The sequence below is a fragment of the Janthinobacterium sp. GMG2 genome (genome assembly GCF_033949445.1).
Taxonomy (GTDB): Bacteria; Pseudomonadota; Gammaproteobacteria; order Burkholderiales; family Burkholderiaceae_D; genus Janthinobacterium; species Janthinobacterium aestuarii.
Window position 1 is genome coordinate 628984 of the sequence record NZ_JAXAWA010000001.1, and the last position, 15400, is coordinate 644383.

The 15400-nt window shown below is 65.1% G+C and carries 13 protein-coding genes; 11 read left to right on the plus strand and 2 right to left on the minus strand.

Going from position 1 to position 15400, the window contains the following annotated elements; all coding sequences use genetic code 11:
• Nucleotides 1-2: 2 nt before the first annotated feature.
• Nucleotides 3-1241: an efflux RND transporter periplasmic adaptor subunit gene (locus SKZ59_RS02840; protein WP_319990766.1), complete on the minus strand. Its 1239-nt coding sequence runs from the start codon at nt 1239-1241 to the stop codon at nt 3-5.
• A 392-nt stretch (nt 1242-1633) separates the two neighbouring features.
• Here SKZ59_RS02840 and SKZ59_RS02845 point away from each other — a divergent pair, with 392 nt between their 5' ends.
• Nucleotides 1634-4168, plus strand: a complete 2535-nt coding sequence (locus SKZ59_RS02845; protein WP_319990767.1) for an EAL domain-containing protein — start codon at nt 1634-1636, stop codon at nt 4166-4168.
• A 4-nt stretch (nt 4169-4172) separates the two neighbouring features.
• Here the strand turns inward: SKZ59_RS02845 and SKZ59_RS02850 are convergent, their stop codons facing one another.
• On the minus strand, nt 4173-5144 hold the full coding sequence (locus SKZ59_RS02850) for an endonuclease/exonuclease/phosphatase family protein (RefSeq protein ID WP_319990768.1): 972 nt from the start codon (nt 5142-5144) through the stop codon (nt 4173-4175).
• A 37-nt stretch (nt 5145-5181) separates the two neighbouring features.
• Between SKZ59_RS02850 and ybaK the strand changes: the two genes are divergently transcribed.
• The 10 genes from ybaK (at nt 5182) to SKZ59_RS02900 (ending at nt 15400) form a co-directional block, all read left to right on the plus strand.
• Complete coding sequence (gene ybaK / locus SKZ59_RS02855) at nt 5182-5673, plus strand: Cys-tRNA(Pro) deacylase (RefSeq protein WP_034746908.1); 492 nt, start codon at nt 5182-5184, stop codon at nt 5671-5673.
• Between the two features lie 97 nt (nt 5674-5770).
• Complete coding sequence (gene plsY, locus SKZ59_RS02860) at nt 5771-6415, plus strand: glycerol-3-phosphate 1-O-acyltransferase PlsY (RefSeq protein ID WP_235194155.1); 645 nt, start codon at nt 5771-5773, stop codon at nt 6413-6415.
• Nucleotides 6416-6504: 89 nt separating this feature from the next.
• Nucleotides 6505-7164, plus strand: coding sequence for a DsbA family oxidoreductase (locus SKZ59_RS02865; protein ID WP_034746914.1), 660 nt, complete (start codon nt 6505-6507; stop codon nt 7162-7164).
• Between the two features lie 70 nt (nt 7165-7234).
• Nucleotides 7235-7525, plus strand: a complete 291-nt coding sequence (locus SKZ59_RS02870; RefSeq protein ID WP_070301271.1) for a DUF427 domain-containing protein — start codon at nt 7235-7237, stop codon at nt 7523-7525.
• Nucleotides 7526-7564: 39 nt separating this feature from the next.
• Complete coding sequence (locus SKZ59_RS02875) at nt 7565-8524, plus strand: DUF2157 domain-containing protein (RefSeq protein WP_319990769.1); 960 nt, start codon at nt 7565-7567, stop codon at nt 8522-8524.
• On the plus strand, nt 8521-10182 hold the full coding sequence (locus tag SKZ59_RS02880; RefSeq protein ID WP_319990770.1) for a GDYXXLXY domain-containing protein: 1662 nt from the start codon (nt 8521-8523) through the stop codon (nt 10180-10182). Before SKZ59_RS02875 ends, SKZ59_RS02880 begins: the two co-directional genes overlap by 4 nt.
• A gap of 102 nt (nt 10183-10284) precedes the next feature.
• Nucleotides 10285-11517 carry a metal-dependent hydrolase gene (locus SKZ59_RS02885; protein ID WP_072455122.1) on the plus strand — a complete coding sequence of 411 codons (1233 nt, stop codon included), beginning with the start codon at nt 10285-10287 and terminating at the stop codon, nt 11515-11517.
• Nucleotides 11518-11629: 112 nt separating this feature from the next.
• Entirely contained in the window at nt 11630-13381 is a 1752-nt protein-coding gene (locus SKZ59_RS02890; protein WP_034746925.1) for a cation:proton antiporter, read from the plus strand.
• 80 nt (nt 13382-13461) lie between these two features.
• The gene (locus SKZ59_RS02895; RefSeq protein WP_034746928.1) at nt 13462-14370 is read left to right on the plus strand and encodes an ion transporter; all 909 of its coding nucleotides are present in this window, start codon (nt 13462-13464) and stop codon (nt 14368-14370) included.
• A gap of 49 nt (nt 14371-14419) precedes the next feature.
• Nucleotides 14420-15400 carry a 3-oxoacyl-[acyl-carrier-protein] synthase III C-terminal domain-containing protein gene (locus SKZ59_RS02900; RefSeq protein ID WP_034746931.1) on the plus strand — a complete coding sequence of 327 codons (981 nt, stop codon included), beginning with the start codon at nt 14420-14422 and terminating at the stop codon, nt 15398-15400.

The following is a 15400-nucleotide window of genomic DNA, read 5'->3' on the forward strand; positions in this document are numbered from 1 at the left end:
GCTCAGTCCTTCCGTGCCAGCACGGCTGCCGGCGCGGCGGGAGCGGGAGCGGCGGCGGGCGCGGCGAAGGTCACGCCGTGGCCAGGTTTCACGCCATCGAGCTTGGCGACGATGACTTTCGCGCCCGGCACTAGGCCGGACGTCACTTCCGCATAGCCTTCATCCTCGTTGCGCAAGCCCAGGGTGACGGGCTGGGCGACGACCTTGTTGTTGACCAGCGCATACACGACGGGGCCCTGTTTTTCATTGCGCACGGCCGTCAGGGGCACCAGCGGCGCCACGGGCGAGCGCTCGGTGACGATGCTGCCCTTGGCGAACATGCCGCCGCGCAGCGCGCCATCGCCATTGTCGACGGCGATGTAGACGAGCATGGCGCGCGAGCCGCTCTCGGTGGTGGGATTGATGCGCGTGACCTTGCCGGCGAAGTCGCGCGCGCCGAAGCCGTCGACCTTGAAGTGCACATCCTGGCCCAGCTTGATGCGGGGGATTTCCGCGCTGGGCACGGGCGCTTCCAGGGTCAGCTGCGCCAGGTTGACGATGGTGTAGACGGGCATGTCGGGCGAGACTTTTTCGCCGGCCTGCAGGTGGCGCTTGCTGACGATGCCGGCCATCGGTGCGCGGATTACCGTGTCGGCCAGCGCGATGCGGGCGATGTCGACCATGGCGGCGGCGGACTTGACGTTGGCGCGCGCCAGGTCGACGGAGTTTTGCGTCGTGTCGTAAGCCGTCTGCGAAATGTATTTTTGCTTGAGCAGCGCCTGGCTGTTCGCTTCATTCTTGCTCGCCATCGACAGGCGCGCCTGCGCTTCGTCGAGCATGGCTTGCTGCTGCGTCAGGCGGGCGCGCTGGTCGGCCGCGTCCAGGCGCACGAGGATTTGCCCATTGGCTACTTGCTGGCCTTCCTGCAAGGTCGTTGCCTCGATCACGCCGGAAACCTTGGCCTTGATGGTGGCCTGGGTCACGGGCGCCAGCGAGCCGGACAGGGGCAGGCTGATACTGAGGGCGCGCGCATCGATGGCGGCCACGTCGCCCTGCGCCAGTTCATGCACGGGCGTCTTTTCCTGCTCCTTCTTCTTGCTCGCCTGCTGTTCGGCCGCCTTGGCGGCTTGCTGCTTCGACTGCATCACCGTCCAGCCGCCGCCGGCCAGGCCCAGCACGACGAGGATCAAGACGGGCGTGCGCCAGCGCCGGCGGCGCGTGGCGGCAAGGGGGGAGGCGGGGGGCAGGGTCTCGTTTTTCATAGGTTTTTTAGTCAGGAGCGGCGCAGGGGTTCGGCGCCAGGTCTCGGTGCGGCCGGCCTGCGGCAGGCCGGGGGAATTCGGGTAGCGCATCACCGTGGCGGCCGCAGACAGCACGCCTGCCGCTGCGGCCGTTCACGGCGATGCGCATGTTGCCACTTTAGGAAGATTCAAGCCGGGCCGCCATCGCCGTGCGACAGATTGCACAAAATCGGGGCTGGAATGCAAAAAACGGCGACCGGAGACCACGGCCAGCATGCGCGCCATGCGCGTCACGATGCTTGCGCATCCTCAAGAAGCCGATTCGCCGGCGCGCAAGAATGGTCGGGATGGTTGCGCCACCGGACAGGCCATACGCCTGCAGGTTGCCGCGCGGCCGCGCCACAGGGGGCCTGATGTCTGATCGGATTGCCGGAGCCGCCCCGTCGCCGGGCCGTTTGCTGGCCGCGGCCGAACCGCAGGCGGGGCCGGCCGGCAAGGCGCTCGATTTGCTGTCGATCATTGTTACCGCCATCGAACAGGCGCCCGGCCTGGCCGTACGCGGCATCGACCGCGACGGCATGGTGCGCTACTGGAGCGCTGGCGCGGCGCGCCTGTATGGCGTGGCGGCCGAATTGGCGCTGGGCCAGCCGTGGGCCACAGTGGCCGCCGCGCTGCCCGGCGCCGCCAGCGTGGCCGAGGAGGCGGCGGGCGAACTGACGGCCGTGTGGGAAAGCGGCAAGGCGCGCAGTACGCGCCTGTGGAAGCTCGCTGCCGACGGGGCCGCGCCGCGCTGCATCTGCTCCACCGTGTTTCCCGTCATCCAATCCGGCCGTGTGCGGCAAGTGGTCTGTGTCGATGTCGACATCACGGCCAGCGGCCACGACGGCGCCGCGCAGGGCGCCTTGTTGCTAATGGGCGACAATTTCCGCCAGTTGTACGAGAAATCGGCCGACGCCATCCTGCTGCTGCGCGACGAACATATCGCTGAAGCGAATCCGGCCGCCATTGCCCTGTTCCGATGCGAAGACCGGCCACGGCTGCTGGGGCGCCGCCTCAGCGACTTTTCGCCCTTGCGCCAGCCCGATGGCGCATTGTCCTCGTTGCGCGGCACGCAACTGGCGGCGCAAGCCCATGCCGGCGGCAACTGCCGCTACGACTGGCGCTATCAGACGTGCACCGGCGAGCTGTTCTGGGGCGAAGTGCTGCTCACGTCCGTCACGCTCGACCACACCTATCTGTTTTATGCCGTGATCCGCGATATTTCTTCGCGCAAACTGGCCGAGCGGGCCTTGTACCTGTCGGCACAGGTGGTCGAACATGCGCGCGAAGCCATCGTCGTGATGGATCCGCAGCAGCGCGTCGTCAGCATGAATCCCGCGTACAGCGAGATCAGCGGCTACAGCCTGGACGATATGTTGGGCAAGCCTTTTGTGTTGCACGGCGTGGAGCCGGACGCGCCCGCATTTTTCGACCATGTGTGGGATGAGGTCGAGGCGAACGGCTATTGGCAAGGCGACATCCTGGGCCAGCGCAAGGCGGGCGGGCGCTACCCGGCCTGGCTGTCGCTGACGGCCATCCGCGACCCGCAGGGGCAATTGAGCAATTACCTGGCCATCCTCAGCGATATCAGCGAGCGCAAGAAAAACGAGGAACACACGCGCCACCTGGCCGAGCACGATTTCCTCACCGACTTGCCGAACCGCGTGCTGCTGCTGGACCGGCTGTCGCTGGCGCTGGCGGCCGCACGGCGCAAGCTGAGCATGCTGGCCATCCTGTACCTGGACCTCGACCACTTCAAGCACATCAACGACAGCATGGGTCACCACGTGGGCGACTTGCTGCTCAAGGAAGTGGCGCGGCGCCTCGTGCGCTGCGTGCGCGGCGTCGACACGGTCAGCCGGCATGGCGGCGACGAGTTCGTCATCATCCTGGCCGAGGTGGGCGGTATCGACCAGGTGGCCCACGTGGCGGCCAGCCTGCTGCATGCCGTGACGCAGGTGTACCAGCTGGGCGAATACGAACTGCATGTGTCGACCTCGATCGGCGTGGCCATCTTTCCCAGCGATGGCGACGGCATCGATACCCTCGTGCACAACGCCGACATCGCCATGTACCACGCGAAGGAAAACGGGCGCAACAATTTTCAGTTTTTCAATGCCGAAATGAATGCGCAAATCGTCGAGCGGGCCAGCCTGGAGCAAGGCTTGCGCGAAGCCTTGGGCCGTGATGAATTCGTGCTCGAGTTCCAGCCCGCGCTCGATGTGGCCAGCGGGCAGATCCTCGGCGCCGAAGCGCTGCTGCGCTGGCATCACCCGCAATTGGGCGTGCTGCCGCCCGAGCGCTTCATCGCCGTGGCCGAGGAATGCGGCTTGATGGTGTCGATCGGTAACTGGGTGCTGCGCCACGCCTGCCTGCGCGCGCGCGCCTGGCACGATGCGGGCCATGCCTGGCGCGTAGCCGTGAATCTGTCGCCGGCGCAATGCCTGCACAATAATTTATTGCTCAGCGTACAAGAAGCGCTGGCCGCGTCCGGTTTGCCTGCCGCCAGCCTCGAACTGGAAGTGACGGAGGCCTTGCTGATGAAGGGCGGCGCGCGCCTGGCCGGCGTGCTGGCGCAGCTGCGCGCGCTGGGCGCCAGACTGGCCATCGACGACTTCGGCACCGGCTATTCGCGGCTGGCCAATCTGCGCCATTATCCGGTGGACAAACTCAAGATCGACCCCTCGTTCCTGCCCGCTGCCGCGGACGGCGCGGCGGGCGAGTCCGACACGGCCGTCGCCGCCACCATCATCGCCATGGCGCGCGAGCTGCAATTGACGGTGATCGCCGAAGGCGTGGAAACGGCGCAGCAACTCGCGTATTTGCGGGGGCAGGGCTGCCAGCAATACCAGGGGCGCTTTGCCAGCGCGCAAGTCGAGGGCAGCGCGCTGGCGAGGTTGTTGCATTAGTTAATTAGTGGACATTTCCCAGCAGCCTGATGCGCGCCAGCACCTGGCCATGGTCGGAGGCATGCGGCAAGCCCAGCAGCAAATGGTCGTTGAGATACGTCACTTCCTGCAGCACGCCGATGGCGCGCGGCGAGGCAGGATGAAAATGTTCGGACACGAGGATGTGGTCGATCGTCATGTAGGCGCTGTCGTGGATATTCGTGTAGCCCACGTGGCGCAAGGCATCCTGGCGCAGCTGGATGGCGTTGGCGTCGTACAGGCGCGCGCGCATTTCCGGCATGTCACCATGCGGTTCGCACGGCGCGCCCGCGCCCATGACGATGGCCGTGGTGACGGCATTGGCGATGTCGTTGAAGTCGCCCAGCACGATGCGGGGACGGCCGCTACGGCCCAGTTCGCTTGCCAGCACGCGCAGGGCCACGGCCTCCGCGCCGCGCCGCTGCAGCGAGCGCAGGTTGGCCAGCGCGTAGGCGGCCGCATCGTTGCCGTCGCCATGGCGGTAGTCGGGCCGGCGCGATTTCAAGTGCACGACGACCACGTCCGTGAGTTGTCCGCCAGGCAAGATGACCTGCACGTGCAGGGGCGCGCGGGCGAAGCGGCAGGCGTTGTCCTCGGCGGAGACGCTCACGCCGGCGGGAAAGTCCGCCCAGGCCACACCGGCGCCCACCAGCGGCAGGCGCGACACGAGCGCCACCGTGGGCAGCATGCGTCCGGCAATATCCATCGCGTCGTAACCGGCCACGGCGGCTTCGCGGTAATGGCGCGTGCGCGACAGCACGTCGCGCAGGGCCGCTTGCGAGAAAATTTCCTGGAAGCCGATCACGTCGGCGTCGAGCAGGTCGATCTGCCGCGCCGTCCACTCCGCCTTGGCTGCGTATTGCGCCGGGCTCAACGGTTCCAGGTTGTCATACAATTTCGCCCCGGCGGGGGCAAGGTTGCAGACATTGAATGTGGCAAAGCGGATTTCTTCCTGCATAATTAGCACTCCTCACTGAACGATCAGCGTATCACGCATGGCTAAAAAAGAGCATATTTCCGAAACCCAGGCGACGCAGTTGCTGCGCAAGCATCAAGTTTCCTTCGAAGAACACCCGTATCCGTACGAAGAGCACGGCGGCACCAGCGTGTCGGCGCGCGAACTTGGCGTGCCCGAACACGACGTGATCAAGACCCTGGTGATGCAGGACGAGGCGGCCAAGCCGATGATCGTGCTCATGCATGGCGATTGCAAGGTGTCGACCAAGAACCTGGCGCGCTCCATCGGCTGCAAATCCGTCGAGCCGTGCAAGCCCGACGTGGCGCAGCGCCATTCTGGCTACATGATCGGCGGCACGTCGCCGTTCGGCACGAAGAAGGCCATGCCCGTGTACGTGGAGCAATCGATCCTGGACTTGCCGCGCATCTACATCAATGGCGGGCGGCGCGGTTTCCTCGTCTCGCTGGCGCCGCAGGTGCTTGTTGATTTGCTGCAAGCCAAGCCGGTGCAGTGCGCCTTGCAGGATTAAGAAAACCAGTCCCCGCCCTGTCCGTAGGCGGGGCGCTGGTGTATATTCTGCTGCGCCAGCCTCGATGCTGGTGTAATAAACACAATAAAGGGAAGAAATGAATCCAGTAATCACAACCGTGGCAATGACAGTGGCCGCTTACTTGCTCGGCTCGATATCGTTTGCCGTGGTGATGAGCAAGGTCTACGGCATTGCCGATCCGCGCACCTATGGCTCGAAAAATCCGGGCGCCACCAACGTGCTGCGCAGCGGCAACAAGGGCGCCGCCATCATGACCCTGCTGGGCGATGGCGCCAAGGGCTGGCTGGCCGTGTTCCTGGCCGACCATTTTGCCGGCGCGCTGGGCGTGGGCGACACGGCCGTGGCCCTGGTGGCCATCGCCGTCTTCCTCGGCCATCTGTGGCCCGTGTTCTTCCGCTTCGTCGGCGGCAAGGGCGTGGCGACGGCCCTCGGCGTGCTGCTGGGCATCAACCCATGGCTGGGCCTGGCGACCTTGGCCACCTGGCTGATCATCGCCTACGCGTTTCGCTATTCTTCGCTGGCAGCGCTGGTGGCGGCCCTGTTCGCGCCGTTTTACTATGGCTTGCTGTTCGGCGTCGATCCCATCTTGCTGTCCGTCATCGTCATGAGCGTGCTGCTCGCTTACCGCCACAGCCAGAACATCGCGAATTTGCTCTCTGGCAAGGAAAGCAAGATCGGCGGCAAGAAGGATGCGGCCAAGGCGCCCGTCAAGAAAAAGTAAAATGCCGGGGTCAGACCCGCCGGGTCTGACCCCAACCTTGCGGCGCCGCGCGGTGCGGCCGCCACCGACTCGCGCAAAGGCTGCCCACCATGACTGTTTCCACTCCCACTCCCGTCCGTATCGATTTCGTTTCCGACGTTTCCTGCCCCTGGTGCGTGGTCGGCCTGAAATCGCTGGAGCAGGCGCTGGACAAGCTGCAAGACACCGTCCAGGCCGACATCCACTTCCAGCCTTTCGAGCTGAACGCCAATATGCCGCCCGAAGGCGAGGATGTCGGCGAACACATCGCCCGCAAATACGGTTCCACTCCGGAACAGATGGCGCAATCGCGCGAAGCGATCCGGGCGCGCGGCGAACAGCTGGGCTTTACCTTCGCCATGGACAAGCGCGGCCGCATCTACAACACGTTTGATGCCCACCGTCTGCTGCACTGGGCCGCCCTGGAAGGGCGGCAGAAGGAACTCAAGATGGCGCTGTTCGATGCCTATTTCACGCAAGGGCAGGATCCATCCTCGCACGAGGTGCTGCTGGCCGTGGCCGGCAAGGTGGGGCTCGACACCGTGAAAGCGGCCGACGTCCTGGCATCCGGCGCCTATGCGGACGAGGTGCGCGCGCAGGAACAGTTCTACCAGCAGAACGGCATCAACTCGGTGCCGGCCGTCATCATCAACGAGCGCCATTTGATTTCCGGCGGCCAGCCGCCTGAGGTGTTCGAGCAAGCCTTGCGCCAGATCATCGCCGGCGCCTGAACCAGGCGCCAATGGCGCGCGCCATGACGGTTAATTTCGGCTACACTCCGCAGTGAAGGAGGATAGCCAAATGCCAACAGCCCGCTGGAATGGCGCCGTCATCGCGCAAGCGACCGATGCGCAGGTGCAAGTCGTTGAAAACAATATATATTTTCCTTTGTCTGCGGTGACGCAGGACTACCTGCGTCCCAGCAGCCACACGAGCGTCTGCCCGTGGAAGGGCACGGCCAGCTATTATGACCTCGTCGTCGACGGCCAGGTCAATGCCAACGCGGCCTGGTATTACCCCCAGCCCAAGGATGCCGCCAAGCAAATTACCGGCCACGTCGCCTTCTGGCGCGGCGTCAGCGTCGAGCGCTGACACTTTCTTTCCATACTAAAAATCAATAGAAAGCAGACGATGGATTTACGCCTCGCCGTGTACCAACTCGCCTCGGCCCATGCGCTCGATGCCCAACAAACCAGGCAGTTGCAGGAAGTGGCCGGTTTTCAGCGCGAACCGGCGCGCCTGGCCCACTGGCTGCCGCGCGGTGTGGCCGTGCTGGGCGCCGCCTTGCTGGGCATGGGCCTGATCTGCTGGGTGGCCGCCAATTGGGAAGACTACGGCCGCATGGGCCGCTTTGCCTTGCTGCAAGGCATGTTTGCCGCCGCCTGCGTGGGCGCGTTTGCCGTGCCCAAGGCGCGCGTTCCCTTGTTGCTGCTGGCCTTGCTGGCCATCGGCGGCCTGTTCGCGTATTTCGGCCAGACCTACCAGACGGGCGCCGATCCGTGGCAGCTGTTCGCCCTGTGGGCCGTGCTGGCCTTGCCCCTGTGTTTTGTCGCGCGCAGCGACGTGCTGTGGACGCCATGGATGCTGGTACTGTCGACGGCCGTCACGCTGTGGATGCAGGCCCATGTGCGCCATAGCTGGCGCATCGATTCGTCCGACCTGAGCATTTTCCTCAGCGGCTGGCTGGCCGTGCTGCTTGCCTGTGCGTTTGTCTCCCCCCTGCTGGCGCGCTGGACGGGCGCGAGCAGCTGGGCCCTGCGCCTGGGCCTGGTGCTGGCCACCATCCTCATCACGGGCACGGCCGTCAGCGCCCTGTTCGGCAATGAGATCGAGTCGCCGTACTGGGCCGGACTGGGCTTGCTGCTCGTCGCCGGCGTCCTGCTGGCCACGGGCCGGTTCTTTGACGTGTTCGGCCTGAGCGCCGTGGCGCTCGGTATCAACACCTTGCTGGTGGGAGGGCTGACGCACGTGCTGTTCAACGGGCATGGCGATGGCGTCGGCGCGCTGACCGTGCTGGGCTTGCTGGCCGCCGTGCTGCTGGCGCTGACCGTGCAAGGCATACTGTGGCGCACGCGCCGGGAGGCGGCATGAGCAATATCAATACTCAACGAACCGATGCGCTCGCCACCCTGATCGACGACGCCACGCGCGCGGGCCTGCTGCCGCCCAACGCCACCCGTCCCGTGCAGGATGTTCGGCCGTGGCCGCTGGTGCTGATGACGGCCTTCGGCGCCTGGCTGGCCGCCATTCCCCTGATGATTGCGCTGGGCGTGGGGCTGGAAAGCGTCGTGCGCCACGGTCCCGGCGCGTATGTCGTGGCCGCCATCGTGCTGGTCGTGGCTGTGCTGCTGATCCGCACGCGCGGCGTGGCGCTGTTTGTCGAGCAACTGGCAGTGCCCTGCCTGCTCGTGGGCGGCGGCTTGCTCGGTTATGCCCTGTACCGCGACTATTCCACGCAGACGGCGTCGCTGCTGCTGTGCCTGGCGTGCCTGGTGGTGGCCGCCGCCTTGCCGCGCGACTGGCTGCGCGTGCTGCTGGGACTGGTCGCCTGCGGCTTGCTGGGGCTGGGCATCGTCGATAGCACGCGTGACTGGATTTTCGAAAACGATCCCACGGAACTGTATTTCGCCTGGATGCTGGCCTTGGCCTTCTGGCTGGCCGCACACTGGCTGCAGAAACAAGCGTTCAATGACGGCCGCGGCGCGCCCGTCGCCGCCTTCCTGGAATCGCTGTCGACGGGGTGGGTCCTGGCGATCCTGCTGGGGCTGGTCTTCTGGTCCGGCATGACCTTCATGCTGGGCGGCGCGTTGGGCGGTGGCTTTGCCGGCGAAGTGGCGCGCGAAGTGACCCGGCACCAGGGTATTGCCTGGTATGCGCAGGCCTTGAATGGCGTGTCGCTCGTGCTGGCCGCAGCCGCTGCTGCCTGGACGGGGTGGCGCTGGCCCGCGCTGCGCCAGTTGCCCGCCATCGGTGTGGCGCTGGTGCTGATCGTGCTGGCGTGGTTCATGCCGGCACTGGGTCCGGTGCTGCTGATCCTTGCGTATTGCGTGACGAGCGGGCGTTCGCGCGTGGCCGTGGCGGCCGCGCTGGCGGCGGCGTGGATCATCGGCAGCTTTTATTACCAACTGGCGTGGCCGCTGGCCAGCAAGGCGGCGCTGCTGGCGATCGCGGGCGCCGTGCTGTGCGCGCTGTCTTGGCTGGCCACGCGCGGCGCCGTGCTGCACCTGGTGGAAAACAAACCGGCGGACGTGGCGCTTGAGCGCCGCGCCGCGCGCCTGGGCGTGCTGGGCGGGTTGCTGCTGGTGTTGTTGGTCGCCAATGGCGGCATCTGGCAAAAAGAGCAGCTGATTGCCAAGGGGGAAGCAATCTTCGTGGCGCTGGAACCCGTCGATCCCCGCTCGCTGATGCAGGGCGACTACATGCGCCTCAATTTCGTCAATCTGGGCGTGCTGAGCACCCTGGCCAGCGTGGAGCGGGCGCCCGGCCGGCCCTTCGTCGTGGCCCGGCGCGATGCGCGCGGCGTGGCGGAACTGTTGCGCCCGTACACCAAAGAGGCGCTGGCGCCCGGCGAATTCCTGCTCGAGCTGACGCCGAAGGATGGGAATTGGGTGCTGGTCAGCGATGCCTGGTTCTTCAAGGAAGGCGAGGCGGCGCGCTGGGAAAAGGCACGCTATGGCGAGTTCCGCGTGCTGCCCGATGGCCGCGCCTTGCTGGTGGGCATGCGCGGGGAAGATTTACAGGCGCTGTAGCCGCTTGATTGAACAAACCCAATGGCAGAATCCGGAGTCGTAACCTGAGGGTACGACCCCAGCCTTTGCTCTTGGGGTGGCCGCATCCTGTAAAATTGCCCGATGGATAATATTACGCATTCGGTCATCGGCCTCGGGGTCGGCGAACTGGTACACCGCAGCCTGCCGCCCGAGCCGCAAGCCCCCGCACAGCGCACCCGGCGTGCGCTGTTTCTCTTTACAGCATGGTTTGCCAGCAACGCGCCCGATCTCGACCTGGTGCTGACCCGGCTGCTGCCGCGCCCGTTTGGCTACATGCTGCACCACCGTGGCCATACGCATACCTTGCTGCTGGCCTTGCCCCAGGCGCTGATCTTGCTGGCCCTGCTGTGGCTGCTATGGCCGGGCGCGCGCCGTCTGCTGAAGGAAAGCGTGCCCGCCCGCATCGGCCTGGCAGCTTGTCTGCTGCTGGGATTCTGCTTGCACATGAGCATGGATTTCCTCAATTCCTATGGCTTGCACCCGTTCTATCCGTTTGACAGCCGCTGGCTGTATGGCGACATGGTCTTCATTGTCGAACCGATGTTCTGGGTGCTGCTGGGCGTGCCCGTGATCATGTCCTTGCGCTACGGCATCGTCAAAAGCGTGCTGCTGGCGGGGCTGGCGGCGGCCCTGTGTTTCTTTACCTATAAAACCTATCTGGCGCCCGCCTCGCTGGCCGTGCTGCTGGGGCTGGGCGTGATCCTGGCCGTGCTGCAGGGACGGGCCGGCGAACGGGGACGCGGTCCATTGCTGCTGGCTTTCGCGCTGGCCGCCACCTTCATCGGTACGCAGGGCGTGGCGTCGGCCCTCGGCCGTACGCGCATCGAGGCGGCCGTGCAGCGGCTCGATCCCGGCACGCGCGTGTGGGACGTGTCGATGACGGCCTTCCCCAGCAATCCGCTGTGCTGGATCTATGTCTCGCTCGACAGCAAGACGGACGTGTACACCCTGCGGCGCGGCACCCTGAGCCTGCTGCCCGCATCGCTGGCGCCCGCCGCCTGCCCGGCCGGGCTGGCCGAGACGGGCAAGAAGGAGCAGCAACTGGCGCCCGGCATCGCCGTGTCCGCCCGGGCGGCGGGCAGCCTGGCCGCCTTGCGCGCCTTGCAGGAAGACAATTGCTATGTGGACGCCTGGTTCCGCTTTGCGCGCATGCCCAGATTGAATGCCGACAAGCTGACGGACGTGCGTTTCAATCCTGGCATGCAGCCCAATTTCACCACGGTCGAATTGCAACAGTTCCGCAGCCGGCCATGCCCCGCCTACGTGCCGGGCTGGGACCGTCCCCGCGCGGACATGCTGGCGCCGCCGAAATAGAGAACGGCTGTGTTGCTTTTAGGCAAAAAATATCGCGGGTGCGCCTGTTTTGCCACGACCCAGCATGCAATAATTGCCAATTCGGCATGGATATCATTAAGTTAGGATTATTTTGGAAGAGCAGCACGCCTTACCGTATTTGCGAGAAACCCTGCTGTTTCTCGCCCTGGCCGGGATTTTTATCCCGCTATTGCAACGCCTGAAGGTCAACCAGGTGCTGGGCTTCCTGGCCGTGGGCGCCCTGTTCGGCCCGTTCGGCTTCGGCCTGTGGGCCGGCGATTTTACGTGGCTGACGTATTTCTCGTTCGTGCGGGCCGAGCAGGTGAGCGGCCTGGCCGAGCTGGGCGTGATGTTCTTGATGTTCATGATCGGCCTGGAGCTGTCGACGGAACGGCTGTGGGCGCTGCGGCGCTGGGTGTTCGGCGCGGGCGTGGGGCAGGTGGCCGTCAGCGCTTGCCTGATCGGCGGCGTGGCCTACTACTTTGGCCTGTCGCTGGAAGCGTCCATCGTGCTGGGCCTGGTGCTGTCGCTGTCGTCGACGGCCGTCGTGATGCAGTTGCTGACCGATCAGCGTTCTTTGCAGACGCCGGCCGGCCAGGCGGGCTTTTCCATTCTGATGTTCCAGGATTTGATGGTGGTGCCGCTGTTCATCCTGATCGACGTGTTCGCCAGCGGGCGCAGCGACGACCTGGCCTACCTGCTCAGCTTTGCGGCCGTGAAATCGGCGGGCGCCATCCTGCTCATCTATCTGCTGGGACGCCGCGTGATCCGCCCGCTGTTCCAGTTCTTTGTCAAGAAGCACCAGCCCGACGTGTTCATGGCCCTGACCTTGCTCAGTACCCTGGGCATCGCCGGCCTGACGTATCTGGCGGGCCTGTCGATGGCGCTGGGCGCCTTGCTGGCCGGCCTGCTGCTGGCGGAAACGGAATTTCGCCACGAAGTGGAAGTGACGATCGAGCCCTTCAAGGGCTTGCTGATGGGACTGTTCTTCATGTCTGTGGGCATGCAGATCGACGTACGCGAAATCCTCAAGTCGCCCGTGCTGATTCCCTTGGCCGTGCTGAGCCTGTTTGCGCTGAAGACCCTCGTCATCAGCGTGATTTTCCGCATCGGCGGCTTTCACTGGGGGCGCGCCGTGGAAACGGGCGTGCTGCTGGGTCAGGGCGGCGAATTCGCCTTCATCGTCGTCGCGTATGCGCTCGGCACCAAGCTGATCGGCCCTCAGGTGGCGCAGTTCGTCATGCTGGTGGTGGGCCTGAGCCTGTTTGCCACGCCGGCCTTGGCCAAGGCGGCGCGCGCGTTCGGCAACTGGTGGGAACAGCGCCACCACCATCAGCTGGCCGACCTGGCGCATGGCGCGCTGCCGCCGCAGGGCAGCACCGTCATCATTGCCGGTTTCGGCCGGGTGGGGCAGTTGCTGGCCAAGGTGCTGACGGAGCAGGATATCGCGTATGTGGCGATTGAAAACGATGCGCGCCTGGTGACGACCCTGCATCCGCGCGGTTTCCCCGTGTATTTCGGCGATGCGTCGCGCGCGGAACTGTTGCAAAAGGTGAATGCGGACCGGGCTGCCGCCGTCGTGCTGACGATGGACCATGCGGCCTCCGTGCTGCATGCCGTGAAATCGATCCGCCGCGAATATCCGCAGCTGCCCGTGTATGCGCGGGCCCGTGACGAGGCGCATGCCGTGGCCCTGATACTGGCGGGCGCCACCCTGGTCGTGCCCGAGGCGCTGGAGTCGGCGCTGCAGCTGACGGCCACGGTATTGCACGAGGTGGGCCTGTCGGAAGCGCGCACGACGGACATCGTGCAAGCCGAGCGCGACCGGCGCAATGCCGTGCTGCTGGCGAAAAAGCTATCGTAGTGCTGCCGTAGCGCAACAGTGCGTGTCGCCGTGCTTTGTCAATTATCTATACAATAATAGTATATGAGCACATCAACCACATGAAAGCCGCGACGAAGAGCGGAGCGGCGCCCCTGACGCCGCAGCAGCTGGCGGCGCAGGAAACGCAGCAAAAATTTGGCAAGCCCGAGCGGGGCTGGCGCGAGAAGGTGTACACCGTTATCTTCGAGGCGGAAACGCGCACGGGCCGCGCCTTCGATTTGCTGCTGATCGCCGCCATCCTGATCAGCGTGACGGTGGTCGTGCTCAGCAGTGTCGCCTCCGTGGCGCAGCGCTATGGCACCTGGCTGACGGCGCTCGAATGGTTTTTCACGATTTTATTCACCATCGAATACTTCGCCCGCCTGGCGTGCCTGCAGCATCCGGTGCGCTACGCCAAGAGTTTCTTCGGCGTTATCGACTTGCTGGCCATCGTGCCAACCTACATCGGCTTGCTGTTGCCGGGCGCGCACGTGCTGATCGACGTGCGCATTTTGCGCCTGCTGCGCATGTTCCGTATCCTCAAGCTCACGTCGTATGTGCATGAATACACGGTGCTGGGGCGGGCCTTGCTGGCCAGCCGGCGCAAGATCCTCATTTTCCTGTCATTCGTCATGATGGTGGTCTTTCTGCTGGGCACGGTGATGTACGTCGTGGAAGGGCCGGAAAACGGTTTCAGCAGTATCCCCACGTCGATATACTGGGCCATCAGCACCATGACCACGGTCGGTTTCGGCGATATCACGCCGAAGACCGACATCGGGCGCACCATCGCCTCGCTGATGATGTTGCTGGGTTGGGGCATCCTGGCAGTGCCTACCGGCATTATCAGCGCCGAGATGACGGTACAGCGCAGCTCCAAGCTGGTCACCACGCGTACCTGCCCCACATGCCTGAAAGAAGGGCTCGACGACGATGCCAATTTCTGCAAGAACTGCGGAGTCGCATTGCCGCCGCTGGCCCGCGATTAGCGCCTGAACCCTTCATCCACCGTTTTTACTTTACTTTTTTAAGGCCAACATGATTCCAGTTCGCCTGATCGCGACGGGCAAGGCCGTGCCGTCGCACAGCGTTACCTCCGCCAGCCTGGACCTGAAACTGGGTCATCCGGCCGGCTACACCTTGCGCAAGAGCGGCGTGCTGTCGCGCTTTGTCGCCGCGCCCGATGAGTCGCAAAGCCAGCTGGGCGCCGCCGCTCTGCTCGATGCGCTGAAGAATGCCAGCCTGCGTCCGGCCGACATCGATCTTCTGATCTGCGCCTGCGGCGTGCCCGAGCAGGCGTTGCCGAATACGGCCTGCTTCGTGGCCGAACATGCGGGTTTGCCGCCAGGCACGCAAAGCTTCGACGTCAACGCCAGCTGCCTCAGTTTCATGGCCGCCTTCCGCGTGGCCGCGTCGATGCTGGCCGGCGGCGCCTATCGGCGTATCGCCATCGTTTCGTCCGACCTCGCGTCGCGCGGGGTCGACTGGAGCGAGCCGGAAGCGTCGATGATCTTTGGCGACGGCGCCGCCGCCGTCATCGTCGAGCGGGGCGACGGCAGCGCGGGCATCCGCGCCTACAAGATGGGCACGTATCCGGAAGGGCGGCGCTACTGCGAAATCCGCGGCGGCGGCACCGAGCGCAACCCGCGCAACGGCTGCGAACCGGGCGACTACCTGTTCCGCATGGATGGCAAGGCCGTGTTTCGCCTGGCCGTCAAGGTGATGCCGGATTTCCTGGCGGAATTGATGCAGGAGTCGGGCGCGGGACTGGACAAGGTCGACGTGGTCGTGCCGCACCAGGCCAGCCCGCTGGGCCTCGCGCATGCGGCGCGCATCCTCGACGTTCCCGATGCTAAAATCATCAAGATCTTTGAAACGCATGGCAACCAGGTGGCCGCGTCCTTGCCCACCGCCCTGCACGAGGCGGTGATGACGGGGCGCGCCGTGGCAGGCCAGCGTTTGCTGATGATGGGCACGGCCGCTGGCCTGACCATCGGCGGCATGATACTTGACCTGTGA

Excerpts from the sequence above, each read along its gene's own strand:
- SKZ59_RS02885 (WP_072455122.1), top strand. The coding sequence starts at position 10,285 with ATGGATAATATTACGCATTCGGTCATCGGCCTCGGGGTCGGCGAACTG.
- SKZ59_RS02875 (WP_319990769.1), top strand. The coding sequence starts at position 7,565 with ATGGATTTACGCCTCGCCGTGTACCAACTCGCCTCGGCCCATGCGCTC.
- SKZ59_RS02880 (WP_319990770.1), top strand. The coding sequence starts at position 8,521 with ATGAGCAATATCAATACTCAACGAACCGATGCGCTCGCCACCCTGATC.
- ybaK (WP_034746908.1), top strand. The coding sequence starts at position 5,182 with ATGGCTAAAAAAGAGCATATTTCCGAAACCCAGGCGACGCAGTTGCTG.
- SKZ59_RS02870 (WP_070301271.1), top strand. The coding sequence starts at position 7,235 with ATGCCAACAGCCCGCTGGAATGGCGCCGTCATCGCGCAAGCGACCGAT.
- SKZ59_RS02840 (WP_319990766.1), bottom strand. The coding sequence starts at position 1,241 with ATGAAAAACGAGACCCTGCCCCCCGCCTCCCCCCTTGCCGCCACGCGC.
- SKZ59_RS02865 (WP_034746914.1), top strand. The coding sequence starts at position 6,505 with ATGACTGTTTCCACTCCCACTCCCGTCCGTATCGATTTCGTTTCCGAC.
- plsY (WP_235194155.1), top strand. The coding sequence starts at position 5,771 with ATGAATCCAGTAATCACAACCGTGGCAATGACAGTGGCCGCTTACTTG.
- SKZ59_RS02900 (WP_034746931.1), top strand. The coding sequence starts at position 14,420 with ATGATTCCAGTTCGCCTGATCGCGACGGGCAAGGCCGTGCCGTCGCAC.
- SKZ59_RS02850 (WP_319990768.1), bottom strand. The coding sequence starts at position 5,144 with ATGCAGGAAGAAATCCGCTTTGCCACATTCAATGTCTGCAACCTTGCC.
- SKZ59_RS02895 (WP_034746928.1), top strand. The coding sequence starts at position 13,462 with ATGAAAGCCGCGACGAAGAGCGGAGCGGCGCCCCTGACGCCGCAGCAG.
- SKZ59_RS02845 (WP_319990767.1), top strand. The coding sequence starts at position 1,634 with ATGTCTGATCGGATTGCCGGAGCCGCCCCGTCGCCGGGCCGTTTGCTG.